Source organism: Catenulispora sp. GP43 (assembly GCF_041260665.1).
Classification (GTDB): domain Bacteria; phylum Actinomycetota; class Actinomycetes; order Streptomycetales; family Catenulisporaceae; genus Catenulispora.
Map to the genome: position 1 here is coordinate 19,193 of NZ_JBGCCT010000004.1, position 26,090 is coordinate 45,282.

Here is a 26,090-nt window from a genome sequence, read left to right on the forward strand (position 1 = left end):
AGCCTGCGGGGAGGCCGCCGCCCGGCGCCGCGGCTCACATCGACGGCGGCTCACCTCTGGGGCAACTCACATCGACGGCAACTCACATCGACGGCAGCGGGAGCGCCTCCGGCGCCTCATGCCGAGGCGGGGTCTGCGCGGGGACGAGCGCCGGGAAGGCCTGTTCGGCCCAGATGATCTTGCCGTGCGGGGTGTAGCGGGTCCCCCAGCGCTGGGTGAGCTGCGCGACCATGAACAGCCCGCGGCCGCCCTCGTCGGTGATCGCCGCGTACGTCAGGTGCGGCGAGGTGTTGCTGCCGTCGGAGACCTCCAGGATCAGGCTGCGGTCGCGCAGGAGCCGGACCCGCACCGGCTCCGAGCCGTAGCGGATGGCGTTGGTGACCAGCTCGCTCAGGGCCACCTCGGTGGCGAAGGACAGCTCGTCCAGGCCCCATTCTTCCAGTGTCGCGTTGCTCCACGCCCGGATGTCGGCGACGGCGGCCGGATCGGAGGGCACGTCGCGCTCCGCGACCCGGTCCGGGCCGAGCACCCGGGTCTTGGCGATCAGCAGGGCCACGTCGTCCTGCGGGTGCTCCGGCAGCAGCGCCTCCAGCACCGCCCGGCAGTTCTCCTCCGGCTCCCGGTCGCCTTGCGACAGCGCCGCGCGCAGCAGGTCCATGCCGACGTCGAAGTCCCGGGTGCGCTCCTCGATCAGGCCGTCGGTGTAGAGCACGATCTGGGTGCCCTCGGCCAGCTCCATCTGGGTCGACTCGTAGGGCATCCCGCTCGCGCCGAGCGGAGGGCCGGTCGGCAGGTCCGGGAAGACGACCTCGCCGCCGGGCGCGACCAGCGCGGGCGGCGGGTGGCCGGCGGTCGCGACGGTGCACACCCGGGTGGTCGGGTCGTAGATCGCGTACAGACAGGTGGCGCCGGTGACGCCGATCCCGCCACCGCTGTCGGTCTCCTCCTGGTCGATCCGGTTGACCAGCTCGTCGAGGTGGCCGAGCAGCTCGTTCGGCGGCAGGTCGAGGGCGGAGAAGTTGTGGACCGCGGTGCGCAGCCGGCCCATGGTGGCCGCGGCGTGCAGCCCGTGGCCGACCACGTCGCCCACCACCAGGGCGACCCGGCTGCCGGGCAGCGGGATCACGTCGAACCAGTCACCGCTCACCCCGGACTGCGCCGGCAGATAGCGGTGCGCGACCTCCAGGGCGCTCTGGTCGGGCAGAGCGCGCGGCAGCAGGCTGCGCTGCAGGGTCACGGCCATGGCGTGCTCGCGGGTGTAGCGGCGGGCGTTGTCGATGCTGACCGCGGCGCGCGCGACCAGCTCCTCGGCCAGCGAGCGGTCCTCGTCGTCGAACGGCTCGGGCTTGCCCGACCGCCAGAAGTTGACCACGCCCAGGATGATGCCGCGGGCGTTCAGCGGGGTGGTGATCAAGCTGTGGACACCGTAGTCCATGATGCGCCTGGTCAGCGCCGGGTCCTGGGCGTGCCAGCCGGGCGCGTCCGCGAGGTCCGGGACGACCTGCGAGCGGCCGCTGTCGAAGCCGCGGGCCATCGGGGAGGACGGGATGTAGGCGGTGAGCTTGCCGACCGGATAGAACGGGTAATCGGCGCGGATGCCGTGGACGGCGGTGCGGCGCAGGTTGACGGCGCCGGCGGTGGGCTCGTCGCCGTGCAGCACCGGGTCGGCGAGGTCGACGGTGACGAAGTCCGCGAAGCCGGGCACCGCGACCCGGGCCAGTTCCTCGGCGGTGCGCTCGACGTCCAGCGTGGTCCCGACGCCGGCGCCGGCCTCGTACAGCAGGGCCAGGCGCTGGCCGGCCACCTCGGCCTTGCCGGACAGCGCGAGCAGCTCGGTGGAGTCGCGGATGGTGGCGACGGTGCCCATGGCGCGGCTGTTCGGGTCGGTCGGCCGCTGGTTGACCACGACGAGCCGGCTGCCGACGTGGAGCAGTTCGTCGGTGACCGTCCGGCCCGACACCAACAGCTCGACCGTCTCCGGGGACAGGCCCGCGATGTCGCCCAGGTACCGGCCCTCGGCCTTGGCGGGCAGGCCCAGCAGGGCCCGTGCCTCGTCGTTGGCCAGCAGCAGCTGCCCGTCCTGGCCGACGATGACCACGCCCTCGCGGACCGCGTGCAGGACGGCGTCGTGGTGCTCGTACATCCGGGCCAGCTCGACCGGGTCCATGCCGTGCGTCTGGCGCTTCACCCGCCGGGCGATCAGCGCGGTGCCGATGGTGGCGATCGCGACGCCGGCGGCGCCGATGCCCAGGATCACCGGCAGCTGCCGGCTGCTGACGGCGGTGACGTGCTTGACCACCAGCCCGGCCGACACCAGGGCCGGGATCGAGCCGTTCGGGGCGAAGACCGGGACGGTCGCCTGGACCTCGTGGCCCAGCGGGCCGTGCACGCTCTCGGTGTAGATCTGCCCGTGCAGCGACGGGCCGATGGTGCCGACGAACCGCTGGCCGATCTTGCTCGGGATCGGGTGCGTGTAGCGGATCCCCTGGTCGTTCATGACCACGATGAAGTCCACGCCGGCCACCTTGCGGGTGGCCTCGGTGATCGGCTGGAGGATGGCCGTGGGGTTCGGCGTCTTGAGCGCGGCGAGCAGACCGGGGGAATGCGCGAAGGTCTCCGCGACGGCGATCGACTTGTTCCTCGCCTCGGCGTCGCTGTTCCGCCGCGACTCCAGAACCTGCGCGACGATCGCCCCGAACACGAGCAGGACCACGACCACGAGTTCCAGCGCGAATACCTGAGTAGCCACGCTTCGCCGGTTTCTCGCGATCAGCGGCTTTCTGAGTACACTCCACCGCCGGTCGACACGCTCGACCATGAAATTGTTTCTACCACTATGTCGGGATTATTCCAGCGGAAAATCTTCGCCGTCTCGCCCCTTGGAATCCGGCGTCCGTCCGGCCGTGGTGCTGGTCGTGCTGGTCGTACCGGTGGGACGGGTGATCACGAATCAGCCGCCTCAGGCACGAGGCCCAGGACCCGGAACGGCTGGCCGCCGTTGTCCACGATGGTCGAGTGCTGTTTGCCGGCGGCGACCCAGTCGATCTCGAAGTCGAACGTGCAGGCCGCGTGGTCGGTGAGCGCGACGTAGAACTCCTCGGACGATCCCGCGGAGACGCAGTAGTAGTCGCCGGAGCTTGGCGAAGGGCTGGCGACGATCTGCGGCGCCGAGGCGTCGAGGTCGACGGTGAACTTCCGTACCGGCTGCTCGCCTCCGCATCCGCCGCAGGGCAGGTACACCAGAACGCCTGCTTTCGGTGCGCTGGAGCGCTGCACGTCGACGACGCGGAATCCGCTGATCAAGATTTGATCAAGACTCTCGGTCTGGATGGTCACCGTCACCGCGCTCTGGGCGTAAATCCGCTCGAGCCCGGGCTCCTGAGTGAGGGGCGTCCCGTTCTCCAACGACGTGTTCAGCGCGGACTCGGTGCCCGGCCAGCAGTAGTCGGCCCCGCTGATGTTCATGCCCAGCACCGACGTCTCGATGGTCGCAGCCGCGGGGCCCGCCGCCGCGGCGGTTCCCGTCCCCGGCTGGCCGGCGGAGGTGCGGTCGGTATGGCCGGTGCGGTCGACGAGGTCCGCCGCTGAAGCCGCGGCCGCCAAGGCGAAGGCCAGCCCGGCGACGGCCACGAACATCCAGGTCGGACCGCCCACCGTGACCGTGGGCCGGTCGCCGGTCCCCACGACCTGCCTGCTCCGCGGTGCGCCGGCGACCTGGGCGACGGGTCCTGGACCGGCGGGCACCGGCCCGAACGCGGCCGATATCGGCCCGCTCGACTCGGCGCTGCGGCGACCCGTATGCGTTTCTTCGCCTGACTGCTCTCGCCGGTCCGCGAAGGTCGGGCCCCAGGCCGCGACCACGGAGACGAGGGCGACGCCGAGCGAGGTGGCCACCACCGACCGGTAGCCGGCGACGGCAAAGAGGCCATGGTGGTTGTAGTCGGCCAGAACGGCGGGACGCCGGGGACGACGGTGGTCGGGCTACGCATTCCGTCGGACGGCAGCAGCTTCTCGGTCCGGATCCTGGCGACACCGAGCCCGACCCGTACCTGATCAGTCAGGAACGGCTGGCGCGGTTCCGGCGGCACTTCGGCGGACCGGCGGTCGGTCGCCATCGGCGGGTGGCAGCTGATCGGGCTGTTCATGCACAAGCCCCCGGCGATCAACTCCGCACGAGCACGTGGTGCTGTTCAGCGGTGGCGCCCTGCTCGTCGGCGCGCCGTCTCTCGGACCGGTCCCGGCGGGCACTGCGGCCTGGAACCTCGGGCTGCGCTGCAACGGCCTCGTCGAGTACCGCTTCTCCGGGGCCACCGTGCGCGTCCGGTTGCTGCGAGCAGCAGACCTCGGCATACGAGGGAACTCAAAGCGGTAACCTCGACGCGCGCCATCCAAGAGCACAGCAAGAACACAGCAAGAACACGGCCAGAGATCGCGATCGGCGAGGCGGGGGAAAGCGAATGCCCGGGCACAGTGCACAGCCAGAAAGACTGCGTGCCGTTCGCGGCGTGGCGGCGGTCGCCGGTGTGGCGATCGCGGTGGCGGTGGTCGCAGGCTGCGCCAGCAGGAACGGGCTCGCGGCGCGGTCGGACAAGTCCCCTGACGGGGCGATCCAGTTCGCGGCAGCTCGGGTCGCCGCGGCGAAGAGCGTCCACGTCCACGGGACGGTCTCCGGCGGTATCTCCGGGACGGTCGACGGTTCGGTCGTCTTCGCGCCGACCCTGCAGGGCGAGCTGACCCTGACGACCGACCATGACGCGGACATGGTTCCCACCCACATCCTCTACGACGGCACGAGCTTCTACACCTCGATACCAAAGGGCTTCGGCGCCACCTCCAAGACCAAGCCGAACGCCTCGTGGTTCGCGATGAACGTGGCCGACCTCGTGCCGAAGAACTCGCGGGTCCTCAGCATGCTGAAATCCGACCCGGCGGCGCTCGTCAAGGAAATCCTGGCGAAGGGCAAGTTCACCCAGGCCGGGACGGGCAAGGCCGACGGCGTCGCCGCGACCCACTTCGCCGCCGACCTCGCCGGCGATGCCGCCGGCCACGCCGACGTCTGGCTCGACGCCTCCGGCCTCCCGGTCGAGATCGTCGTCCAGTCCGCCGCGGACAAGCAGCCCGCCAGCCGCACCGAGCTGCATTTCAGCCAGTGGGGCGAGCCGGTCGCGATCAAGGCTCCCCCGGCCGACCAGGTCCTCACCGAACAGGACGAGATCAACTTCGCGATCTCCGGCCAGCAGTTCAAGATCGGCGGCGACCAGCTGAACGGTTCGACGTTCGCGCAGAACGGCGGCGTCATCATCGGCGACCCTCCGTCGAGCGGCCCGACTCAGCCGATCTGCGTCCCGGTCAGCCTCCCGTCGCAGCCCCAGCAGGCCCAGCCGGCCCCGACGAGCGTGTGCCTCACGTTCTCGTCAACCGCCGGCGCGGTGAAGATCAACCCTTAGCCCCACCACCGCTGCCCACGCGCCTGCCACCACGCATCTTCTGCGCTCGCAGGCGACGGGTGATATCGGAGGGGTCTTCGCGCGTGCGCGGCGCGCCGACGTCGCGCGGCTCCGAGATGACCACCGCCAGCGTGGTCACGAGCAGGATCAGTCCGAGGATCAGCAACGTGGCGAGAAGGCCACCGGCATACATGACGATGTCTCCCTTCGTAGTGTCCAGGCATCCCTTGTGGCCCTGATCGGCGGGCTCAAACGATGGCCCCTCCACCGGATCGTCGACCTCTGGCGATACCCGCGCGGTATCGCCCTTGCGCAATCGGTCTTGGACAGCTGCCGAGGGCGGCTGCTGCACTGGGGTTGATCAAAGGAGTCAGCCATGACCGAATACCCCAACCCCAACCTCGACGCCAGGCGCGCACGCGGCATCGAGGCATACGCCCGGATATTCGGGCTGCCCGCATCGGCCGTGCCCGCAGCCATGGCCGCCCGCGTCGGACCCGTCTTCGCCGAGGAGGCCTTCGCCTCCGCCGGCGGACCGGCATGGTCGCACGAGGGGCTGACCGCCCGAGACCGTAGCATCGCCATCATCACGGCGCTGGCGGCCCAGGGCGTGTCCGGCGACCGCCTCGAAACCCACCTGCGGTTGGCGGGCGAGCACGGAATCGACCACGGCGGACTCACGGCGCTGATGACACTGCTGGCCAACTACATCGGGTACCCGTATGCGTCTGCGGCGATGGAGTCGGTCGAGCGTGCGGCGGAATCCGGTCTGCTGCCGATCTCTGACGGTTAGTACGGGGTTCCCCCTACCTCGAAAGCCATTGATCGGCATGGACGAACCAACGCGCATCCCATTGACTGGTCAACGTGACAGAGGTGAGGCGCCAGCCCAGCGGTCGCGATGGTTTCGCCTGGCCGATCTATGAGTCCATGCTTGGCAACGGCCTGCGGGTGGTGGTCAGCCCCGACCCGGTGGCGCCGATCGTCGCGGTGAACCTCAGCTACGACGTCGGCTCCAGACATGAGCCGCCGGGCAGACACGGCTGGGCCAAGCTCGCCAGCAACCTCATGTTCGAGGGATCCGCTCATGTGGCCAAGGGGCAGCACTTCGAGTGGGTGACCGAGGCCGGCGGGGCCGCTATCAATGCCTCCAGCAGCCAGGACCGCAACAACTTCTACCAGGTCCTGCCCTCCTCGCAGCTGGAGCTGGCGCTGTGGCTGGAGGCCGACCGCATGGGCGGGCTGAGGCCGACCCAGGAGTCCCTCGACAACCAGCGCGAGGTCGTGAAGAACGAGCGGCGCCAGCGCTACTACGACCCGCCGTACGGCCGCTGGGTCGAATATGCCCTCGAACTCACCTTCCCCAACGGCCACCCGTACCAGCACCCCGCCATCGGCACAGAGGCCGAGCTGGATGCCTTGACGCTGCAGGACATCCGGCTGTTCCACGCCACCTACTTCGTCCCCAACAACGCCGTGCTCACCGTGGTCGGGGACGCATATCCCGACCAGGTCATCGAGCTCGCGGAACGCTACTTCGGCGGCATCCGCGCGGTTCCGGCCGTCCCGCCGGCGCCGGACGGGACGCTGCCGGGGCTGAAGATCGGCGCGGCGCACCGCCGCGTCGAGCACGACGGCAACGTCCCGCGCCCCATGACGTTCTTCATGTTCCGCGCACCTGATTCCCGGAGCGGCGACTACCCCGCGGTCGAGGTGCTGGCCGCCGTGCTGGGCCGCGGAAAGGGCTCGCGGCTGTGGCGCAAGCTCGTCGTCGAGGAGCGCCTCGCGCAGCGTGAGAACTCTTACGCATCGTCGTGGAACCTGGCGTACGGCGCATCGGCGATGTTCGGTATGGTCAGCCCGCTCGACGGCGTCGAGCCGGCCGACGTCGAGTACGAGTTCGTGAACGTGCTGGACCGCCTGGCCGATGGCTCCGTCCCCATCTCAGAACCCGAACTGTCCAGGGCGAAGGCCCTGCTGGCCAGCGACTGGCTCAACGGAGTGAGCGAGGTCGGGGGCCGTGCCGATCTCCTTGCGCAGTACGCGCTGCTGAAGGGCGATCCGCGGATGATCTGCGAGTATCTGCCCGATCTGGCGGCGGTCACCGCCGAGGACGTGCACCGCGTAGCGGCGCTGGTACTCGCGCAGGACAACCGTGTGGCGATCGAGTACAAGGTCGCACCTCGCCGATGAGCGAGAACCAGTACCCTGCGATTCTTGTCCGACGTCCGGCAGGGCTGAAGCCGGCGCGCCACGCCGACCCCGCTTCCGCCCGACAGGTGAAAGGCTCGGAACGCCATGATTGAGATCTCGCCGCCGCCCCTCGACGATCGCGCCGTGACCATGGTCCCCGAGATCGTCATCCGCGATACCGGGCAGGATCCCCCGGCCGTCGCGACGGCTCTGAACGGCCGGCTGCGGCTCGGCGGTCCGGTGTCGGCACCCGTCTCGGCGTCGTACGTCGCGGACGACGCCGAGCTGAAGTTGTTCGTCGAGGAGAAGTCCGCGCAGTACCGGTACGACCTCGTCCATCTGGCGCTGACCGTCACCACCGGACCCGGGCAGGACCGGTTCGAGACCGTGGTGATCCGGCTTCGCCTGTCCGCCGACGGCACCCAGGCACCGATCGCCTGGTCGATGAGGCCCGAGCGGGTCACCGGCGAGGCGAAGCTCTCGACGACGTGGCGACTCGGCCCGCAGCTCAAACTCTTCGCCGCGGGGGTGGAGCACACGGAGACGAAGACGGACGGGGCGTGCTACCTGGAGGCGCAGAACGACCTGCGACCTGATCCGGAGTGGACGCTGCACCGCATCCGGGGCAGGGAGATCAGCGGCGTCCATCGGCTGACCCTGATCGTGTGCAGCCCGGTCGGCACCGAGACCACCCTCAGCGGAGCCATCGACGCCACCGTGGTCCGCGGCAAGCGTCCATGGCGGGAACACGCTTCCCTGCCTAACCTGCTGACGCTCTCCGCTGTGCTAAAGTAGCGCTGCGTTACGGTGGGCGCGTCCAACCCTTTACAGCTCCTGAGCGGTCGGGCGAACGAGGGGGCGGAGCTGTGTATGCCAGGGTTCAGCGACGAGGAGATCACAGCCCTCGCGACCGCCTTCGCGACCGGCTCCGGCGCCAAGCGGCTCCTGATCCGGTCCGGATTCCCGGCCGAGCACCTTCCATCGCAGACCACGATGACCGGGTACCAGTTCTGGTCGGAGATCAGCGAAGCGGTGGCGTCCGGGATCCTCGATGAGGGCCGGATCCGGATTCTCACCACGGCCCTCGAGACGTACCCCTACAACCCGGTCTTCAAGAAAGCCATGGCCGAAGCACCGGCCGGGAGGTCACGACCGCTGCGGGTACTCGTGATGGGAGCCGGACTCGGCGCCACCGCCGCCACCGCCGCCACCGCCACCGGCGGCCCGGCCCGCGCGATCCGTGCCGACCAGGAGTCCAGGCTCCTGCTCAAGGTCCAGGAACTCGGGCACCTGGAGGTGGAGCTCCTCCCCGCGGCAACGATCGACGACCTGGTCTTCGACAGGGCCCGGCCCCCGGACGTCCTGCATCTCATCTGCCACGGCGACCGCGGGGCGCTGGTGTTCGGGAACGAATTCGGCGATCCGCGCCGCGTCCCGGCGACCGCGATCGCGGATCTGATCAGGGCGTATGCGGTACGCCTGCGCGGAGTGGTTCTCAACGCCTGCTCCAGCGGCGACTGCGCGGAAGTCTTCGCGCCGCTGGCCGACACCGTCATCGCCCACAAGGGCGCGGTGGACGACGACTGTGCACGATTGTTCGCGGAGGAGCTGTACCGGGCCATGCGAGGTTCCGCCGACCTCGCCGAGGCGGCCGGGATCGCGGCCACGCGGCTGGCGGTGGGCAGCGCTCAGTGCCCCGAACTCCGCGACGGCCTGGTGGTGCTGAGCCGGAATGAGGGCCGCTGACATGGCGACCCGGCCGGACAGCGGTCAGGCCCTGCGGGACTGGGCTGCGGCGCATGCGCGGACCGTGGGGCGGTCGGGGGTGGGGCCTGCTCCGTTGACCGCATTGAACTTCACGTTGAAGCGGAAGATGTTCATCGGCGAAGACCCGGACGACCCGGTGTCCGTCGCCTGGATACGCCATCAGCGGCAACTGCAACTCATAGTCTTGAGTGACTTCATCAGCGTTTGGGATGAGGAGGGCTCGTTCCTCCGTGAAGTCACGATGGACGAAACGCTTGGATTCAATCGCCCAGCCGATGTTCTCGGACACTTCCCCACCTCCGATCTGGTCGCCCTGAACGACGACTACGGAGAGATTTCGTGCGTCGTGGAGCCCGAATCCGGATCCTTGTTCATGGGTGAGGAGATGTCGACGACGTGGTGGCGCGACCCCCATTTCACACTCGGTGCGCGCGGGGTGTTGGGTGGCGCGATTTCCGTGGCCATCAGCTATGGTGGTTCACAAATCAAGGAAGACCGGCTGATCGGCCAACATCCCGACGCGTCCGACCTTCCGTGGATGATGGATTGGCTACCCGGACCCGGACTCCTCCCCCGGCTGGTCGCCATCGACGGCGTCGACGGGCTCCACGTCTTCGACATGATCACCCTGAAACCTGCACGAGTCCTCGAAGTGGCAGGGGCCAGTGCCTTGGCCTGCGCACCGGACTCAGATCGTTCCACACTGGCCGTCGGCGACATGGACGGCGTGATCCATCTCGTTGATGTCGACGCCGGCACCGTGGTCCACACATTGAGCCAGCCGGACAACTTCAACTCGGTCAATTCCCTGTCATGGTCGCCCGACCCTTTGCGTCCCCTCTTGGCAGCGGGCACGGAAGACGGCACGGTACGTCTGTGGAGTCCCGACTCGGGGCGATGCTTGGCAGTCCTCGAGCATCCGGAAGCCATCACCAGCGTGGCACTGACCATCGATGACGCCGGACGAATGCTGCTGGCCACCGGCTGCGAGGACGGCAACGCACGTATTTGGGTCAGCGACACCTCGGCGCCGCAGAGCACTGCCTCCTTTCCCACAGGAGCCGCGGATGGCAAGTTCACCCTCACAGAACGCGCCACCACTGTCACCGATACCCAAATCATGGCGATGGCCTGGGAAGAAACATCCGACGGTGCACGACTGTTCACGGCCGGGACCATCGGATCCGCCTTCACCATCGACGCGACGATGGTGGAGACACGGGATACGGCCCACAACCTGATTGCCGAGGTTCACAAGCTCGAAGCGAAGAACACCGGCATCCGCGCGTTGACCTCCAGACACCGTGCCGGAAGGTCTTTGCTCGCGACTGTCGACGCCACGCGTCAAGCCGCCAGCGTGCGCGTCAGGGAGTACGGCGACTCGATCATGACGACCTACGAGGAGCGAAGCCCCCACTCCGGGGACGACATCCACATCGCCTGGTCGCAGGATCGCACCTGGCCCCTGCTCGCCATAGCTCAGCCAGGTTCCGGTGAAGGGGACGGGGGCACCGACCTCAGCATCCGTAGTTCGCGCGGCTGGGGACCGGCATCCCGGGGGCGGCACACCGATTGGCGCGTCACCGCACTGTCCTGGTCTCACCACCAGGTCAAGCCGTCGCTGGCCATCGGGGGCAAAGGCGGCCACCTCTCGATCTGGACACCGGACGACGGTAGGAAACCGAGCCTCGAATACGAGGTCAGCGGGTCCGTCACGCATCTGGGCTGGTCCCCCGATGGGGAACGCCCGCTATTGGCGGTGGCGACGGCCGTGCCGCACGCGGTGGAGATCTGGGACCCGGACGCCCGCACCCGTATTCGAACTCTGCTGCACCCGAACGACATCAAATCGATCGCCTGGTGGCAAAGCCGAGATGGCCTTCTGCTGTGCACCATGACTGGGGGCGGCTTCCTGCGCCTCTGGGAGCCGGTCACCGGCGAATGCGTGTATAACGACAACACCCTGCCGGTCTCGCGGAGAACCGCTGCCCTCCATCCGGAAGATCATCGACTGTGGTTGGCATCAGATACCCATTCGGGCCTGCGAATCTACGAACTCGCCCTAAAGAACACCGACGCGCCGCCCTCAGGACCCTACACACCCCCGCCGGCAACCCTCTGGGCCGCCGCCCACGGCCTCGTATCCCTCGGCGCCGGCGGCCTGTGGACGCCCCTCGGCGTCCTCGCCGACACCCTCGCGCTCCTGGCGAGCGACCGCCCGCGGCTGCACGACCCGCGCCTGGCTCCCCTGGCCGGCCACCAGGGCCTGGCCAAGCTGCGCTCGCTGCGCTGGCCGGCGCCGGCCCGGGTCGGGCTGGCCGCGCTGCTGCTGGCCGCGCAGCATGCGGCGGAGCGGGCCGCGCCGACCGGGACGGCTCCGGGCGCTCAGGTGGAGGCGCTGGTCAAGGCGCTGGCCACGGCCGTCGGGCCGGTCTCGGCCGGTTCGTCCCCGGTCGGCGCGCTCACCGAGGCGGCCGATGCCGTCAGTGACAAAACCCTGACGCTGCTGCGGATCCTCGGGCCCGAGGCGGTGGCCGCCGACCCGATACTGCCGTTGCGGCTCTCCGCCCATGTCCCGGAGCTTCCGGATCTACCACCGCAGCACACCACGGTGCTGCACAGTGATGAGCTCATCCGGCGGCACGACAGCACCGACCGCGCGGCCACGCCTGGGATCACGCCCGGTGTCGCCGGGGTGTCCCGGCACGGTCCGCTGCACGCCGCGTTGCCGACGCAGTTGGCCCTGCCCGATGACCTGCGCCTGGTCCGCTATGCCCGCGGCGAACTACTGCACCGCACACATCCCGCGCACCGGCCGCCGCCGAGCCGGTCGGTGGCCATGGTCCTGGACACGACCCCTGCGACGTTCGGCCGCTGCGAGGCGCTGCTGCGGCTGGCCGCGCACCTGGTCACCTCCATCGTCTGGCGCGCGGGGCACACCCCGAGCCTGGTCACGCTGACCGATCCGGACCGGGCCCGGGAGCTCGCCGAACCGGAGGACCTGCTGGCGGTGTGGACCAGCCGCACCCTCGAGCCGCCTGATTTCCGGCGCGCCCTGAAGACCGCCGAGGGTACCGCGAAGGACCTCGTCGTCATCCTGACGAACAGCCACGCCGTCCGCGACCGGCTCATGGTCGGCCGGACCACCCTCGGCTCGCGCTACCACCTGCTGACCGCGCACACGCCGACGTCCGCGCCGCCTCCCGCGGCGGTACACCCGAATCACCGGCAGCTGTTGACCACCACGAGCTCCGACCGGCTCATCGCGGTCCTGTCGGCCATCCTGGCGCAGAATCCGGAGGCGGCCCGGTGACCGCACCCACCTGGACGCCCGCGCTGCTCGGCACCGCGCACGGCGAGGGACGGATCCGGTGCGAGCTGTGCCCGCACGCCTGCGACCTGCGCGAGGGCCAGACCGGCTCCTGCCGGGTGCGGCGGAACCGAGACGGGGTGCTGGAGACGGCGACGTTCGCCTCGGCCGTGGCCCACGTCGACGCGATCGAGCGCAAGCCGCTGTACCACGTGCGGCCGGGTACCCGTGTCCTGACGACCGCCGCACCCGGGTGCACCTTCCGCTGCGATTACTGTGTCAACCACCGGCTCTCGCAGTACGGCCGCACGGGCGGCACCGGATGGGTCGGAGCACCTGCCGACCCGGCCGCTCTGGTCAGCAGGGCGATCGCGGAAAAGGCGGCCATAGGCCTGTCCTACACCGAACCGGGGTTGGCTCCCGAGCTCACCCTGGCCCTGGCCGAGCACGCCGCGCCGGCCGCCGTACCGCTGCTGTGGAAGAGCAACGGATTCCTCACCGCGCAAGCCGTCGACCTGGTGGCCCCGGTGCTCGACGCGGTCAACATCGACATCAAGGGCGCCTCGGAGGCCGAGCACCGGCGGCTGACCGGCGCCGCGCTGCGTCCGGTCCTGGACGCGGTGGAACGCTTCCGGGCCGCCGGGGTGTGGGTGGAGATCAGCACCCCGCTGATCCCCGGCGTCTCCGACGAGCTGCATCAGCTTGCTGCGATATCCCGCGAGATCGCCGGCATCGACCCGGGAATGCCATGGCACCTCCTGCGTTTCACCCCGGACTTCCGCATGGCCCGCGCGGCGCCGACCACACCGGACCGGCTCGCCGCGGGCGTCCGGGTCGGGAACGAGGCCGGGCTCGCTTTCGTCTATGTCGAGCGGGCGCTGGACGCGGCGGGCCGCCGGACGCGGTGTCCTGACTGTACGACCGTGCTCGTGGAGCGCGGGATCTGGGAAACACGAGAGCTCCGGTTGATCGGCGGGACGTGCCCCGGGTGCGCACGGCCGATCCCCGGCAGGTGGGAGTGAGCGCGGATGAACACGGACGAGCCCGAGCACGCCTTCGTGGAATCGCTGCCGGACCTGATCGAGCCCGGCGAGTACGCCGCCCATCCCGGCGGCGGCCTGGTCCGGCTGCGGATCGTGGTGAGCGCCGACGGCGTGGAGGTGCTCGGGGACGCGATGCGGCCGGTCAGCATCGAGGAACTGCTCGCCGCGCTCGGGGGCGGTCCGGTGGAGCAGATGCTATGCGGCTGACCGGGCGCGACGAGACTGCCACCGAGGCTGCCGTCGAGACCGCTGCCGAGGCTGCCGCCGAGACCGCTGACGCGCTCGCCTGCTTCGAAGCCGGTCTGGCCGCCGGCCTCGATCCGCAGCCCGCCGCCGGAACAGCGGCCGGAGCGGACGGGACGGCCGTGACGAGCACCTCGTCGTGGTGGAGCGGGCTGGTCTGTCATTCCTGCGGGCACACCTTCCGCCGAGGCGACAAGGTCCGGCCGGCGCCGGGCCGCTCGACCCCGGTCCATGTCGATCCGGCGCTGCGGTGCGGGAGCGCCGACGCTGCCGCGGATCGGCGCCAGCCGGTCGACGACCCCACCCCCGGGGAATTCGCGGCGGGGCTGACCGAGGCGTGGCCACCGCAGGACGGCGTTCCCGCCGTCCGGCTCGAACCCGACGACTGGCACGTCGCCAATGGGGATCGCCGGGGACGTCCGGTCGTGTGCCTGTACTGCGCCCACACGTTCCGGGCCGGCGAATACGTGATCCTGTGCCCGTGCCGGAGTTCGCGGGGAAGCACGTCGTCGGCCGGGGAGGGCTGCGGCGCGGCCGTCCACCGCGACCCCGCCGCCGGTCTGCCCTGCTGGGAGAACTGGTGCCCGGACGGAACAGTCACCGTCTGCCCGGTCCAACTGAACGCGCTCGGCGATCAGGGCCGCTGACCGAACCCGACCAGCCCTGACAGCCCCCTGCCAAAGGAGCGAGCAGCAGCCGATGACATCGAGGACCGAGGACCGCTTCGCCCGGACCCGGCTGGTCGAGGGCTGGGACCAGGACCGTCTGGCCGCGGCCACGGCGGTGGTCATGGGGGTCGGAGCGCTGGGCAACGAGGTGGCGAAGAACCTGGCCCTGGCCGGAGTGGGCCGCCTGATCCTGTGCGACCCGGACACGGTCGCGGTGGCCAACCTCAGCCGCACCGTGTTGTTCACCGAAGCCGACGTGGGCCGGCCGAAGGCGGACGTCGCGGCCGACGCGCTGGCCCGGCTCAGTCCGGGCACCGCGGTCACGGTCCGGCGCGCCGACCTCGTGGCCGGCGTGGGCCTGGGTGAACTGGCCGACGCCGACCTCGTCCTGGGCTGTCTGGACACGCTGCGGGCCCGCATGCGGCTGTTGGGACGGTGCGCCCTGGTCGACGCCGCGCTGGTGGACGGCGGCACCCTGCCGTGGGGCGGCGAGGTACGGCTCCGGCTCGCCGGCGACGAGGCGTGCTACGCCTGCGCGCTGAGCCCGCGCGAGCGCGGCGCGTCCGACCTCCCGTGGAGTTGCGCCGAACCGTTCGACGCGGGCCCGGTACCGAGCACGATCGCCGGGACCGCCGCCGTGGCGTCATGGATGACGTTCGCGGCGCTGGGCGTCCTGTTCGCCACACCGCCCCGATATCGGATCCTGGATATCAATGCTCTCACCGGACGCTCCGGCCCGGTCTCGGTCACCAGAGCGGCCGACTGCCCGCACCACCTGCCGCTCACCGGGCCGGTGGAGCCGATACCAGTCTCGGTGCGGGACACCGTCGGGGCGCTCCTGGAGGCGCTGCCCGCCGGTTCCGACCCGTTGGCATGGAGGGAGTTTCCGCTTCAGGCCCACTGTCCGCAAACGGGCGACTACGATCTCTGCCAAGCAGGTGACCCCGGAGCGGGCGGCTGTCCGGGGTGCGGGACGACGATGCGGACCAGGTCGAGTACACGACTCAGGGATGCCGCAGCGGGGCAGCACCTTGATGCACTGGGTGTGGCACCCGAGGAGATACTGCCGGTTCGATCGGCGAAGGGGGAATATCTGTGGCGCCGTCTGAGTCGATGATGCCGCCCCGCGATCCGGGCGAGGAGCCGGGCGGGTCGCGGCCCACGTTCTGGGACGACGGTCCGGAGATCAACCTCACGGAGGGCGAGGTCGACCGGTTCCGCCATGCGCTCGCCACGGTCTACCACACCGAGGGCAGGATGGCCGCGGTGCTGGAGGGCATCGGGTACGGCCGCGCCCGGTTCCCGGTCTGGGAAACCGCGACCGAGACCTGGCAGCAGGTGTTCTGGGAGTTCCAGAACGGCATCGTGGACCGGCCGTGGCGCCACCTGGTGATCGCGGCCTACGCGGCGTACCCGGGGAACGCAGTCTTCCGAGAGCTCGCCCGGCACTGTCTTCCCGATGCGCCCCAGCCCCAGCCCCAGCCCCAGCCCCGGGAAGACGCGGCGAGGCCCCGCTCTCCGGCGAAGCCGGAGACGGCCGCGCCGCCGGCCGTGGTCGACGACGTGTGCCACGTCATCGTCGAGATCGACGACGGTCAGGACGCCGAACAGATCAGAGCCGAGCTGGACCGCCTGGGCCTGCGGCCTGAAGTCAACTGGGTGGCGGGGAACAACATCTCTTTCCGTGTGGACGACGACGATCCGATCACCCTTCGCACCACCCTGGACGGCATCGGCAACGGCTACATCATCGTCGAGCCGGGCCGCCCCGACTACGTCCTGCAAGCCCTGCTGGTGTGCGGCCCGGACGGAAGGCGTTTCCAGATCACCGGGGCGCCGGCCCAGCAGACGGTGGCCAACATCGCCAACGATGTGCTCTACCAATACCCGACCTTCCGCGACAGGACGCGCCCCACGGTCGTCGATCTCGTCGGGCCGACCGGGCAGGGCGACCGGCTCGACCCGGACGACACCCTGCACGACGCCGGCATCCGGGACGGCGACGAGCTGCGGGTGGGGTTCCAGGCCACGGCCGGCGCCGTCCATCCGCAGCACCGCGAAGAAGCGCTCTACCGCGTTCGCAACCAGATCGTCGCCTACGCCAAGGCCCACGAGGGCTTCGGCGTGGAGGTCGACTGGCCCCAGCTGCCGAGCGAGTACACCCTGGAGTTCCGCGCCCGCAGCTTCGCGCCGAACCCGGACGGCGGCGCCGAGCCGGTGGAGATCGACCGGCCGCACCGGGTGATGATCCAGTTCGGCCCCGACTTCCCGATGACGCCGCCGCAGGTGTTCTGGCTGACCCCGATCTTCCATCCGAACGTCTACCCGATGTACGAATGCGAAGCGGCCCGCAACCAGCCGCACGCGCGCGGTCTGGTCTGTCTGGGCGAGCTGGCTATGTCGTACCAGCCCTCGCTGGACTTCGGCGAGCTGTGCCAGACGCTCGTGGACATCGCCGGATTCCGCAACTACCGGCTCTTCGAGCCCACCGGCTGGGTCGACGCGCACGGCAACCCGCTGGTCGTCGACGACTTCTTCGACGAGGACGCGATGAAGTGGGCCTGGGCCCACCAGGACCGCATCGCCGCCATCGGCGGTCGGTTCGCGGCCCGGCGCGACACCACGACACCGGTTTTCCGCAACTCCATCGAGCCGCTGGACCAATGAGCGTCGACATAGATCTGTACCGGACCGACGACTACGTGCCGGCCGGCCAGCTGCCCCTGGGGCCGATGCTCAGCGCGGCGCTCAGCCCGGTCGTGGGCGAGGACCTCGCCGATTACAGCGTCCTGGTGTCGTTCCTGCCCGTCGCCGAGGAGCAGGAGCTCAGCGGCTCGCCGACGCTGGTGAACCTGCGGGCGCAATGTGGCTACGTCCTGATTCAGATCAACCGCGGGGACGAGGTCGTCTACCGGCACCCGCACACCGTGCGCGAGATCGTGGGCGAGCCCCTGCAGCGCGTGCTCGCCGAGCACTTCCCCGGCGAGTCGCACTGGGGATTCGGACTCAGCGGCCCCGGACTCGAGCAGTTCGCCCTCGTGCGCCCGGCGCCGCGGATCCACAACGAGGTGTCCCTCGGCAGCACGCCGACCCGCCGGCCCCGGCTCAATGTCGAAGAGGTGCCCGAGGAGGAGCCCGCGATCTCGACCCTGGCCGAGCTCGGCGTCGGCGGCGACCCGGCCCGGTCGGACGCTCCCGTCGAGATCGTGGTGCGCGCCGACGTCTTCGACACGCTGGCCAAGAACGGACTGTTCTCGGGCGAGATCGAGGAAGGCGGCTTCCTGGTCGGCAACGTCTATCGGGACGGCGAGAACTCCGGGCGCCACCTCATCGAAGTCACGGCGGCGGCGCCCGCGGAGCGCACCGGGGCTTCGCTGCTCCGATTCACGTTCACCGGGGAGAGCTTCCTGCGCATCGGCGAGCAGATCACCCGCAGACACCGGGGCGAGCGGCTGATCGGCTGGTACCACACGCATCTCTTCCCCGCGACGGAGAACTTCGGACTCTCCTCCATCGATGTCTCCCTGCACCACGGCACCTTCCGGCAGCCCTGGCAGACAGCAGCCCTCGTGAACCTCTCGGACGAAGGCAGGACTCTGCGTTTCTACCGCGCGGCCGGCGACGAGATGCTGCTCACGTCCTACTGGGTGGCCGGGGATGACAGCCGTTAGCCCGGCCCTCGGCCTGGACGCCGAGGCGACCGCTCGCAGAGCCGTGGCCTGGGCCGCGGCGGCCGGCCCGGACCCGGCCCGGCCCGACTCGGGGGCCGGTCCGCCGCCCTACGGGCCGTTGCGCGCCGCCGGGTCGCTGGCCCGGCCCACCCCGGAATCGGTGTCAGCCCTCGGCGAACTCGTCCGCGACACCGCCGCGCGCCTGGGGGCCGGCCGGCCGCCGTTCGCGGACCACGGCGGCGCCGGGCCCGGCGCGCTGTTCCTGGCGGCCGCGGCGGGAGGGCGGAAGGAACCGCTGACGGCGACGCGGCTCACCGAGCTCATCGACGTGCCCGAGCTGGTCGGCTCGGCGCCGGCCGAAGGTGCCTGGCTGGACGCCTTCGCGCGGCACGCCGTCGTCGGCCCCTGGCTCGGCGTCCCGGACAGCCCCACCGAGGCGCTGTTGCTCGCCTCCCCGCTCACCGAGGTGCTGTACCGGCCGGCGGCGGCCCGTGGCAAGACCGGCACGGCCCGGCAGGTCGCCTTGGCGGTGGGCATGCTCGCCCGCCCGCGCGGCACCGAGGTCCTGCGGGCCGCGGCGGCCGGCTGGTCGGCGGATCCGGCGGTCCTGGCCTGGCGCACCGGCCTGCTCAGGCGGCTGGTCCAGGACGGGCCGGCCGAGCGGCGGTTCGTCGCGGACGTCTACGTCACCGCCCGCCTGTGGCACGGAGCCGAGTGGGACCGCCGGGTGCGATGGGCGGGGCGGGCGTTGACGGATCCGAAGACCATCAGCGATCTGGCGATAAGGACCCTGGAGTACTGGGCGCCGCTGGCGGTCCTGGAGCGCGGCGGATCGCTGCTCGTCCGCGAGCGACGTCCGCTGCGCGCGGCCGAGGCCGTGCTCGCGCTGGTCCGGCGGCACCGCCTCGCTTGAGCCGCCGCACTGTCAGGAGAGGAGAAGCACCAGGTGAGTCCAGGCAAGCGCACGATCGGGTTCGTCCCCTTCGAACCGCAGCGGTTCGGTGACCGGTGGCTGATGGCCGAGTTGGACACGCCGGACCTCACGGTCGGCGAGCTGCTGCGCGAGCTGCCCGCGCTGTCGACGGCCCCGTTGACCCCGGAGCACCTGGAACTGAAGGTCTGCAACGTCATCCACGTGATCGAGGCAGCCGGTCCGGACACGCCCTTGTTCGTTCCGCCCGGGATCGCCATCGGCGGACACGCCGAGACCGAGCCTGGTCCGCATCTGCCGCCGGCCGTCGCCGTCGCCGTCGAGAAGCAGCCTCCGCTGTACGCGAAGCCCGGCCATCCGGAGACGCTGAGCGAGCGGGAGGCGGTGCTCTTGGCGCACACCCCGGAGATCAACCGCGCGGCCGCCTACCTGGAGCGCGGCCTGTCGGTGCTGATCCGGTGCGAGAAGCTTCTCGTCGAGCATCTGGCGGGCGAGATGGCGGGCAGGTCGGGCCGGCCGAGCCAGCAGATCCGGGCGGCGGGCACCGATGCGCCGATCCTGCCCGGCCTCGGGTCGAACAGCCGCGCCGACGTGCTCGCCGCGCTCAAGGACGCGGTCACCCGGGCCGCGCCGGGGGACGTCCTGGTCGTGCCGTACCTCGACCTGCTCGCCGGGGGCACCGACAGCGCGTTGTCCAGCGAGGCCCGCGACCTCACCGAAGCGCTCTACGAGCAGGCCGAGTGTGTGCTGCTGGGGTTCATCGATCCATCGCTGAACGTCCCCGAGGTCCTGGCGAACCGGTTCGCGGTCAGGCTGGCCGTGGACATCCTGCCGCGAGAGGTCGCGACCGCGGACGACAGCCGGGTGCCGGTCGGACAGGCCCTGGTGACCCGCGAGGAGGCCGGCTTGTTCAAGGACTTCGACGCCGCCGGTCTGTACAAGCACGTCGCCGGTATGAACGCGGTGCGGCTGCGCCACGCCATCCGCTTCGCGTTCCATCAGCACGCGCGCCAGGACGCGTCCGCCGAGGAGTTGACGTTCGCCGATCTGCTGAACGAGGTCCGGACTTTCAAGGCCCGGACCTCCACCTCGTTCGAGGTGCCGAACGTGACGTTCGACGCCATCGGCGGCTATGACGAGGTCAAACGCGAACTCGCGCAGGCCCTGGCCATCATCGGAGGGGCCGCCGACCTGCCTGAAGCACTGCGTCACGATCTGGTGCCGCGCGGCTTCATCTTCCACGGGCCTCCGGGCACCGGCAAGACGCTGTTCGCGAAGGCGATCGCGAGCACGCTCGGCGGCACCCTGCTCGTCGTGTCCGGGCCGGAGGTCACCGACATGTACGTCGGGGAGAGCGAGCGCAAGGTCCGCGAGCTGTTCGCCGAGGCCCGCCGGAACGCGCCCGCGGTGGTCGTCTTCGACGAGTTCGACTCGATCGCCGCCCAGCGCAGCGGCCGTGACGACGGCGGCAGCCGGGCCGGCAACGCGATCGTCGCGCAGCTGCTCACCGAGCTCGACGGGTTCCGTCCCGAGGTGCCGGTGCTCATCATCGGGACCACGAACCGCCTGGACCTGATCGACGAGGCGCTGCTGCGGCCCAGCCGCTTCCGGCCGATCCGCATCGACCTGCCCGATGCCGCCGCGCGCGTGGAGATCGCCCGCTGGCATGCCGCGCACTTCGGGGTGGCCGCCAGCCCGGCGCTGCTCGAAGCGGTGGGCCGGGCGACCGACGGCCTCAACGGCGACGACATCCGGTCGATCTTCCGCGACGGCCGGGCCGACGAACTCGCCGGCAGCCGCCGCCCGGTCGACGCGCGCCGGCTGGGCGAGCTCGTCGGCGCGCTCCGGCGCGGCCGGCAGCAGCGCGACGCCGACCGGAGCACCGCGGCCACCGCCCGGCGGGCCGCGGCGCGCGGCCGGCAGGAGACGAACGCCCGCGTGGTCCTGGTACCGCGCACCGGAGACGACATGCAGGACGACGCCTCGACGGACCCGCCGGGGGCCGGCCGGCCCGCGGCGACCGGCACCGACCCGGCCAGGGAGGTCTTCCCCCGATGACCGAGAGCAGGACCGACCCCCTTCGCGGCCGGATCGTGGCGCGCACCTTCGCCAGCCGTCTGGACCAGCTGAAGAACGACTTCGTCGGCCGCGGCGAGACCATCGACCTGATCGGCCTGGCCATGCTGTGCCGGGAGCACGTGCTGCTCATCGGACCGCCGGGCACGGCCAAGACGGCGCTGCTGAACCGGTTCGGCGAGCTCCTGGACAGCCCGCCGTTCACCTACCTGCTCAGCCGGTTCACGGAGCCGGCCGAGTTGTTCGGCCCGCTCGACGTGCACCGGTTCCAGCACGAGGGCGAGTACCGGGTCAACACCGACGGCATGCTGCCGCAAGCCCACCTGGCCTTCCTCGACGAGGTGTTCCAGGGCAGCTCGGCGATTCTCAACACCCTGCTGACGCTGATCAACGACCGGCGTTTCCACAACGGCGCCACCGTCGAGCGGTGCAATCTCATCACCCTGCTGGGCGCCACCAACGAGGTGCCGGACGATCCGGTGCTCGCGGCTTTCGGCGACCGGTTCCTGCTGCGCTGCCGCCTGGAGTACGTCGCCGACGACGAGATCGAGGACCTGCTCGCGGTCGGCTGGTCCGACGAACGCCGGATCATCGCCCGGTCCGGCCTCGCCGGGGCTGAGGTCCCACGAGACCGGGCCGTGTTCAGCATGGCCGATCTGCGTGTGCTCCAGCAGTCGCTGGCCGCCGTCGATCTGGGGCCGGTGAGCGCCACGTACGCGCGGATCATCAGGGACCTGCGCGAGCAGGGCGCGGTCTTCTCGGACCGCCGGGCCGTCAAGGCCCAGAAGGTGATCGCCGCCTCCGCGCTGCTCGCGGGCCGCGCGAAGGCGGAGCAGGCGGACCTCGCGGCGTTGGTCCACGTGTGGGCGGACGGCCGCGACGAAGCGGTGTTCCGCCGGGTCGTCACCGGTCACGGCGTCCCGGTCTCGGAGTCCGGGCACCGGGTCCGCGATCTGGCCGACATCAGGATCGATCTGCGCGAACTCCTGGCCCGTCAGGAGCGGCTGGCCGCGCAGGAGGAGTATCACGAGGTGCTGCGGCTGCTGCGCCGGCTGGCCACGGAGGTCCGCAACAGCCACCCGGCCGAGGGCGCGCTGCTGAAGGAGATCCAGGACGAGGTCCGCGGCACCATCACCAGATTCCGTGAGCGGTACCGGGAGGAATTGGACGATGTGTAACCCCCGCCGTGTGCGCGTCACCGCCACCCGCGAGATCGCGGAAGTGTGGGAGCAGCAGGTGCGCAGGCAGATTCAACGCACCGGCCAGGCCGTGGCCGAGGTGCGGATCCGCGAGCCGCTCGGTGCGATGCTCGGCACCCCCACCCTGGCCGCGCTGGCGACCGTGCTCGCCAAGACCCCGGGCTGGGAGCGGCAGGGCGACGCCTACCAGCACGACCTCGACGGCGGGTACGTCCGGTACGACCCGGGCACCCGCGAGTTGGAGATCGTCGCCGTCCGCACCGCGGAGGTCACGGTGACCGCCGAGGCCACGGCCACCGCGGTCGGACGGCTGACGGACGAGCTCCGGGAGGAGGGCGAGGGCATGTACTACGACGACGAGTGGGGCGGCGTCACCGAGCAGGACGCCCGGCGGAGCGCGCAGCAGCACGCCGCCGCGAGGCTCGACGCCACCGCCCGGATCCGCCTGAACGAGGCCCACCGCGAGATCGACGAACAGCGGGGAGCGGAAGTGCTGGCCGAGGCGGAGGGCAAGGCCGACACCGAGCTGTCGGCGGCCGTCGCGGCGCGCTCCGGGCAGCTCCGGGACGAGGCCGCCGAGCGGTTGACCGCGGTCGGCATCGCGGGCCGGAACCTGTTCTATCAGGCGCTCGGCACCGCCTACCGCGACGCGATCACCGCCTATGCCCGGAGCCGTGGCGCGGACCATCTGCACTGCACCGAAGACGGCGGTGTCATCGACATCGAGTTCGAGCTGGACGTGAACTGATGCGGGTCCGGGTCAGATTCCGGTTCGACGCCGCGACCGGCGAGGTCCGGACGTTCCTCGTCGAGGACGTCGACCGCCGCGCCCCGGCCGCCGACCACGACGCCCGGCACGACCGGGTTGCCGCCGAGATCGGCCGGGTCGTCGAACAGCACGCCGTCGTCGAAGAGCTGCCCGCCGGCGTCGCGCCGCCGGAGCGCACCCAGGCCGGTCCGGACCGGGACCGGGACCGGGACCGGGACCGGGACCGGGACCGGGACCGGGACCGGGACCAGGACCGAAGCCGAGACCAGGACCGAAGCCGAGACCAGGACCGGGACCGGGACCGACCGGACGAGGGCGAGGCGCCGCCGCGCACCGAGGGGCGGCCGCTGCGTGGCTGAGAGCTCTTTCCTCCTCGACCGCGCCGCCGGATGCTATCTGGCTGCGGGTGAACGCGCCGAGGCAGCACGCTGCTACCACGCCTCGGGCTCGTACCTGCGAGCTGCCGTCCTGTACTCGGAACTCGGGCTGCACCGCGAAGCGGCCGACGCCTACGCCGCCGCCGACATGGCCGATTTCGCGATCTGGCATCTCGCCCACCACGTCGGCGACATCGCGAAGGCGCGCGCCCTGAAGGCCGCCGGGCCGCCCCGGACCGTCGTCGCGCAGCTGCGCTGGAGACTCGCGCTGGCCCGGTGCGACGTGGCCGAGCAGCGCGCCGATTTCGGCCCGCTGCGGGTGTTGGCCGATGCCTGCGCGTACTTGGAGAAGCCCGGGGGCGTTCCCGACCACTACGTGGAGCAGTGGGCGGTGACCGTCGCGACGTGTATGGGGCGGGAGGATCAGGTGGCACTGCTGTACGCGGCCGGTGTCCGCAGCGGACGGGTCGACGCCGCCGACCGCTGGGCCTCCTGGTCCCGGAAAGTCCTGCAGTGCGAACTCGTGCTGCCCGCTCGGGGGTCCGCCTCCGCCTACTCCGCCGGGCGCTGATCATGGCATATCGACGCGACCAGGACCGACCGAATCAGCGGCCTGCGGCACCGGGCGGGTCCGCGCCGACGCCGAACCCGCCGGCCGAGGGGACCAGGCGTCCGCCGAGGGGTGTCGTCACCGAGCTTCGGGACGACGCGCCGAGCGGCCCGGGATCGCCGCCGCCACCGAGTCCCGGAACCGGCGGCAGCGATCCCGGGCCGGTCTCCCCCGACCGGGTCGGCGGCCGGTTCCACACCGCGGCGGCCACCCTGGTGTTCGCCGGCCAGGTCGGTGATCTCGGCCGCGCCGACACGCTGCGGATCGCGCACTCGCCGTCGGCCGGCGCGTGGTGGGCCGTGGCCGAACTCCCTATCGACGTAGGGCGCGAACTCACGTCCGCGACGCGGGGCACGCCGTATGTGGAGCTCCACGGCGGCCTGGTGCGCGACCGGCTCTGGGGACCGCCGCCGTCCGGCGACGGCCCGGGAGCCGACCCGGACACGCCGCCGGACCTGGGCGATGTCGGTCTGCTGGAGGTGGTCCGCACCGCCGGCCTGCACCCGGCCCCGGCCCGCAGGCGATCCGAGCTGGCGGTGCTGGTGCCCGGGTTCGGGTTGGCGGCGGTCGTGCAGCGAGCCCTGGACCTGGACCTGGCCGTCACCTATCGAGTCGTGACGCTGAGTCCGTTGTTCGACGAGTCCGACCGGCGTGACACGCGGTTCGAAGTTGTCCTGCGCAGCCCGTCGGGACCGCTCCCTCCGGCCTTCATCAGTGCTCTGCGACGCGATCCCTTCGTGCTGACCTGCCGACGGGTCGGCGAGCATCTGCTGGTCCAGGACCATCTGGCCTCCCCGCTTCCCGACCACCACCTCGCGACCCTGGCCGGGCACAGTACGACCGGCACCTGGGTGCTCGCCGAGACCGCCTTCGGCTGCCATGCCGTGACGACCCGGAGCGGCGGGACCTACCACGACGGCGCCGGCCTGGTGCGCCTGACCGACGACTACGAGCTCGTCGACGCCCCACCGGAATCGACCGCCGACGGCACCCGCCCGGACCCGCCCGAGCTCCGCCTCGTGGCCGCGACCACGTCCGGCACGGCCGTGGACGCCATGCTGCTCGACGACGCCGACCTGGCCTGTCTGCCCGACCTGCTGGCCGGCCGGCCCCTCGCGGAGTCCGCCCTGCTCGCCCGCGGCCGCGACCACCACCTGGTCCTGGCCCCCGGCGGCCTGCTCGACCAGCTGGCCGTCGGCGAACCCGTCTACCGGATCGGCCCGGGACCCCTCTACCTGCCGCTGGGCCGCCGCCTTCAACCGGCCCTCCCGCCGGAGGCGCGCCGGCGCCTCTTCCCGACCAGCGAGACACGCGCGGTCGTCGTGATACGCAGCGACCGGGCTCTGGCCTTCGACCTGACCACGTGCCAGCCGATCTGGACCCTGTGGACCGGCAACCGGCCGCCGCTCGACCTCCAAGTTCCGGCCGATGTCGCGAAGGCCCTCGACGCCTTCGACAAGCGCCCGGAACCCGAGCCGGTCATCACCCCGCAGCCGCCGGCCGACCGCGCGGACGTACCGCGCGCCGCTACCGGGCAGGAACGGCAGCCGGTGACCCCGCGCCCGGCCGTCCCGGTGACAGAGCTTCCCGGCTATTCCGAATGGGCCACCCCACAGCCGATGAGCTGGCGCGAGCAAGCCTGGCTCGCCGAACGTAGAGGTGAGTTGGTGCGAGCTGCCGAGATCTATGAGAACAACAGGGATTTCCGGCGGGCCGCGCATCTCTTCGAACTCGCTGCCCGTGAGGCCTCTCAGCATGAAGACGTGCGAAGGCGTGATTCCTGAGG

General features: G+C 71.1%; 24 protein-coding genes. 21 read left to right on the top strand and 3 right to left on the bottom strand.

Annotation, left to right across the window (positions count from 1 at the left end; all coding sequences use genetic code 11):
• Window positions 1-82: 82 nt before the first annotated feature.
• Entirely contained in the window at window positions 83-2,818 is a 2,736-nt protein-coding gene (locus ABH926_RS10385) for a SpoIIE family protein phosphatase (RefSeq protein WP_370365214.1), read from the bottom strand.
• Between the two features lie 125 nt (window positions 2,819-2,943).
• Window positions 2,944-3,894 carry a hypothetical protein gene (locus ABH926_RS10390; protein ID WP_370365215.1) on the bottom strand — a complete coding sequence of 317 codons (951 nt, stop codon included), beginning with the start codon at window positions 3,892-3,894 and terminating at the stop codon, window positions 2,944-2,946.
• A gap of 33 nt (window positions 3,895-3,927) precedes the next feature.
• Between ABH926_RS10390 and ABH926_RS10395 the strand changes: the two genes are divergently transcribed.
• The 3 genes from ABH926_RS10395 to ABH926_RS10405 all read left to right on the top strand — a co-directional run bounded on the left by ABH926_RS10395 (window position 3,928) and on the right by ABH926_RS10405 (window position 5,447).
• Complete coding sequence (locus ABH926_RS10395; RefSeq protein WP_370365216.1) at window positions 3,928-4,053, top strand: hypothetical protein; 126 nt, start codon at window positions 3,928-3,930, stop codon at window positions 4,051-4,053.
• A 130-nt stretch (window positions 4,054-4,183) separates the two neighbouring features.
• A complete protein-coding gene (locus ABH926_RS10400) occupies window positions 4,184-4,372 on the top strand; it encodes a hypothetical protein (protein ID WP_370365217.1) in 189 nt (62 codons plus the stop codon).
• Window positions 4,373-4,505: 133 nt separating this feature from the next.
• On the top strand, window positions 4,506-5,447 hold the full coding sequence (locus tag ABH926_RS10405) for an LppX_LprAFG lipoprotein (RefSeq protein WP_370365218.1): 942 nt from the start codon (window positions 4,506-4,508) through the stop codon (window positions 5,445-5,447).
• On the opposite strand, the gene ABH926_RS10410 is transcribed toward ABH926_RS10405, so the two are convergent.
• Window positions 5,437-5,799, bottom strand: coding sequence for a hypothetical protein (locus tag ABH926_RS10410; protein ID WP_370365219.1), 363 nt, complete (start codon window positions 5,797-5,799; stop codon window positions 5,437-5,439). The genes ABH926_RS10405 and ABH926_RS10410 overlap by 11 nt on opposite strands.
• Before the next feature lie 24 nt (window positions 5,800-5,823).
• Between ABH926_RS10410 and ABH926_RS10415 the strand changes: the two genes are divergently transcribed.
• The 18 genes from ABH926_RS10415 (at window position 5,824) to ABH926_RS10500 (ending at window position 26,088) form a co-directional block, all read left to right on the top strand.
• A complete protein-coding gene (locus tag ABH926_RS10415; RefSeq protein ID WP_370365220.1) occupies window positions 5,824-6,240 on the top strand; it encodes a carboxymuconolactone decarboxylase family protein in 417 nt (138 codons plus the stop codon).
• Window positions 6,241-6,314: 74 nt separating this feature from the next.
• Complete coding sequence (locus tag ABH926_RS10420; RefSeq protein WP_370365221.1) at window positions 6,315-7,640, top strand: M16 family metallopeptidase; 1,326 nt, start codon at window positions 6,315-6,317, stop codon at window positions 7,638-7,640.
• A 144-nt stretch (window positions 7,641-7,784) separates the two neighbouring features.
• Entirely contained in the window at window positions 7,785-8,435 is a 651-nt protein-coding gene (locus ABH926_RS10425; protein WP_370365222.1) for a hypothetical protein, read from the top strand.
• Between the two features lie 75 nt (window positions 8,436-8,510).
• Complete coding sequence (locus ABH926_RS10430; RefSeq protein ID WP_370365223.1) at window positions 8,511-9,386, top strand: effector-associated domain EAD1-containing protein; 876 nt, start codon at window positions 8,511-8,513, stop codon at window positions 9,384-9,386.
• Between the two features lies 1 nt (window position 9,387).
• A complete protein-coding gene (locus ABH926_RS10435; protein ID WP_370365224.1) occupies window positions 9,388-12,720 on the top strand; it encodes a hypothetical protein in 3,333 nt (1,110 codons plus the stop codon).
• Complete coding sequence (locus tag ABH926_RS10440) at window positions 12,717-13,739, top strand: radical SAM protein (protein WP_370365225.1); 1,023 nt, start codon at window positions 12,717-12,719, stop codon at window positions 13,737-13,739. The genes ABH926_RS10435 and ABH926_RS10440 overlap by 4 nt, the downstream gene beginning before the upstream one ends.
• Window positions 13,740-13,745: 6 nt before the next feature.
• The gene (locus ABH926_RS10445; protein WP_370365226.1) at window positions 13,746-13,967 is read left to right on the top strand and encodes a radical SAM-modified peptide, FtsH ternary system-associated; all 222 of its coding nucleotides are present in this window, start codon (window positions 13,746-13,748) and stop codon (window positions 13,965-13,967) included.
• Window positions 13,958-14,650: a hypothetical protein gene (locus tag ABH926_RS10450; protein WP_370365227.1), complete on the top strand. Its 693-nt coding sequence runs from the start codon at window positions 13,958-13,960 to the stop codon at window positions 14,648-14,650. Before ABH926_RS10445 ends, ABH926_RS10450 begins: the two co-directional genes overlap by 10 nt.
• Before the next feature lie 52 nt (window positions 14,651-14,702).
• Window positions 14,703-15,788, top strand: a complete 1,086-nt coding sequence (locus tag ABH926_RS10455) for a ThiF family adenylyltransferase (RefSeq protein WP_370365228.1) — start codon at window positions 14,703-14,705, stop codon at window positions 15,786-15,788.
• Window positions 15,767-17,338 (top strand): effector-associated domain EAD1-containing protein, encoded by a 1,572-nt coding sequence (locus tag ABH926_RS10460; RefSeq protein WP_370365229.1) that lies wholly within the window; start codon window positions 15,767-15,769, stop codon window positions 17,336-17,338. Before ABH926_RS10455 ends, ABH926_RS10460 begins: the two co-directional genes overlap by 22 nt.
• Window positions 17,335-18,342: a JAB N-terminal domain-containing protein gene (locus ABH926_RS10465; RefSeq protein ID WP_370365230.1), complete on the top strand. Its 1,008-nt coding sequence runs from the start codon at window positions 17,335-17,337 to the stop codon at window positions 18,340-18,342. Before ABH926_RS10460 ends, ABH926_RS10465 begins: the two co-directional genes overlap by 4 nt.
• Window positions 18,329-19,255 carry a hypothetical protein gene (locus ABH926_RS10470; RefSeq protein ID WP_370365231.1) on the top strand — a complete coding sequence of 309 codons (927 nt, stop codon included), beginning with the start codon at window positions 18,329-18,331 and terminating at the stop codon, window positions 19,253-19,255. The genes ABH926_RS10465 and ABH926_RS10470 overlap by 14 nt, the downstream gene beginning before the upstream one ends.
• 33 nt (window positions 19,256-19,288) lie before the next feature.
• Window positions 19,289-21,331: a 26S protease regulatory subunit gene (locus ABH926_RS10475; RefSeq protein ID WP_370365232.1), complete on the top strand. Its 2,043-nt coding sequence runs from the start codon at window positions 19,289-19,291 to the stop codon at window positions 21,329-21,331.
• Window positions 21,328-22,527: an AAA family ATPase gene (locus ABH926_RS10480; RefSeq protein WP_370365233.1), complete on the top strand. Its 1,200-nt coding sequence runs from the start codon at window positions 21,328-21,330 to the stop codon at window positions 22,525-22,527. Before ABH926_RS10475 ends, ABH926_RS10480 begins: the two co-directional genes overlap by 4 nt.
• A 10-nt stretch (window positions 22,528-22,537) precedes the next feature.
• The gene (locus ABH926_RS10485; RefSeq protein WP_370365234.1) at window positions 22,538-23,296 is read left to right on the top strand and encodes a molecular chaperone DnaJ; all 759 of its coding nucleotides are present in this window, start codon (window positions 22,538-22,540) and stop codon (window positions 23,294-23,296) included.
• Complete coding sequence (locus ABH926_RS10490; RefSeq protein WP_370365235.1) at window positions 23,296-23,676, top strand: hypothetical protein; 381 nt, start codon at window positions 23,296-23,298, stop codon at window positions 23,674-23,676. Before ABH926_RS10485 ends, ABH926_RS10490 begins: the two co-directional genes overlap by 1 nt.
• Entirely contained in the window at window positions 23,669-24,265 is a 597-nt protein-coding gene (locus ABH926_RS10495) for a hypothetical protein (RefSeq protein ID WP_370365236.1), read from the top strand. Before ABH926_RS10490 ends, ABH926_RS10495 begins: the two co-directional genes overlap by 8 nt.
• Before the next feature lie 2 nt (window positions 24,266-24,267).
• Complete coding sequence (locus tag ABH926_RS10500; protein ID WP_370365237.1) at window positions 24,268-26,088, top strand: hypothetical protein; 1,821 nt, start codon at window positions 24,268-24,270, stop codon at window positions 26,086-26,088.
• Window positions 26,089-26,090: the final 2 nt, after the last annotated feature.

Excerpts from the sequence above, each read along its gene's own strand:
- ABH926_RS10385 (WP_370365214.1), bottom strand. The coding sequence starts at position 2,818 with ATGGTCGAGCGTGTCGACCGGCGGTGGAGTGTACTCAGAAAGCCGCTG.
- ABH926_RS10395 (WP_370365216.1), top strand. The coding sequence starts at position 3,928 with ATGGTGGTTGTAGTCGGCCAGAACGGCGGGACGCCGGGGACGACGGTG.
- ABH926_RS10415 (WP_370365220.1), top strand. The coding sequence starts at position 5,824 with ATGACCGAATACCCCAACCCCAACCTCGACGCCAGGCGCGCACGCGGC.
- ABH926_RS10430 (WP_370365223.1), top strand. The coding sequence starts at position 8,511 with ATGCCAGGGTTCAGCGACGAGGAGATCACAGCCCTCGCGACCGCCTTC.
- ABH926_RS10435 (WP_370365224.1), top strand. The coding sequence starts at position 9,388 with ATGGCGACCCGGCCGGACAGCGGTCAGGCCCTGCGGGACTGGGCTGCG.
- ABH926_RS10445 (WP_370365226.1), top strand. The coding sequence starts at position 13,746 with ATGAACACGGACGAGCCCGAGCACGCCTTCGTGGAATCGCTGCCGGAC.
- ABH926_RS10450 (WP_370365227.1), top strand. The coding sequence starts at position 13,958 with ATGCGGCTGACCGGGCGCGACGAGACTGCCACCGAGGCTGCCGTCGAG.
- ABH926_RS10455 (WP_370365228.1), top strand. The coding sequence starts at position 14,703 with ATGACATCGAGGACCGAGGACCGCTTCGCCCGGACCCGGCTGGTCGAG.
- ABH926_RS10465 (WP_370365230.1), top strand. The coding sequence starts at position 17,335 with ATGAGCGTCGACATAGATCTGTACCGGACCGACGACTACGTGCCGGCC.
- ABH926_RS10470 (WP_370365231.1), top strand. The coding sequence starts at position 18,329 with ATGACAGCCGTTAGCCCGGCCCTCGGCCTGGACGCCGAGGCGACCGCT.
- ABH926_RS10480 (WP_370365233.1), top strand. The coding sequence starts at position 21,328 with ATGACCGAGAGCAGGACCGACCCCCTTCGCGGCCGGATCGTGGCGCGC.
- ABH926_RS10490 (WP_370365235.1), top strand. The coding sequence starts at position 23,296 with ATGCGGGTCCGGGTCAGATTCCGGTTCGACGCCGCGACCGGCGAGGTC.
- ABH926_RS10500 (WP_370365237.1), top strand. The coding sequence starts at position 24,268 with ATGGCATATCGACGCGACCAGGACCGACCGAATCAGCGGCCTGCGGCA.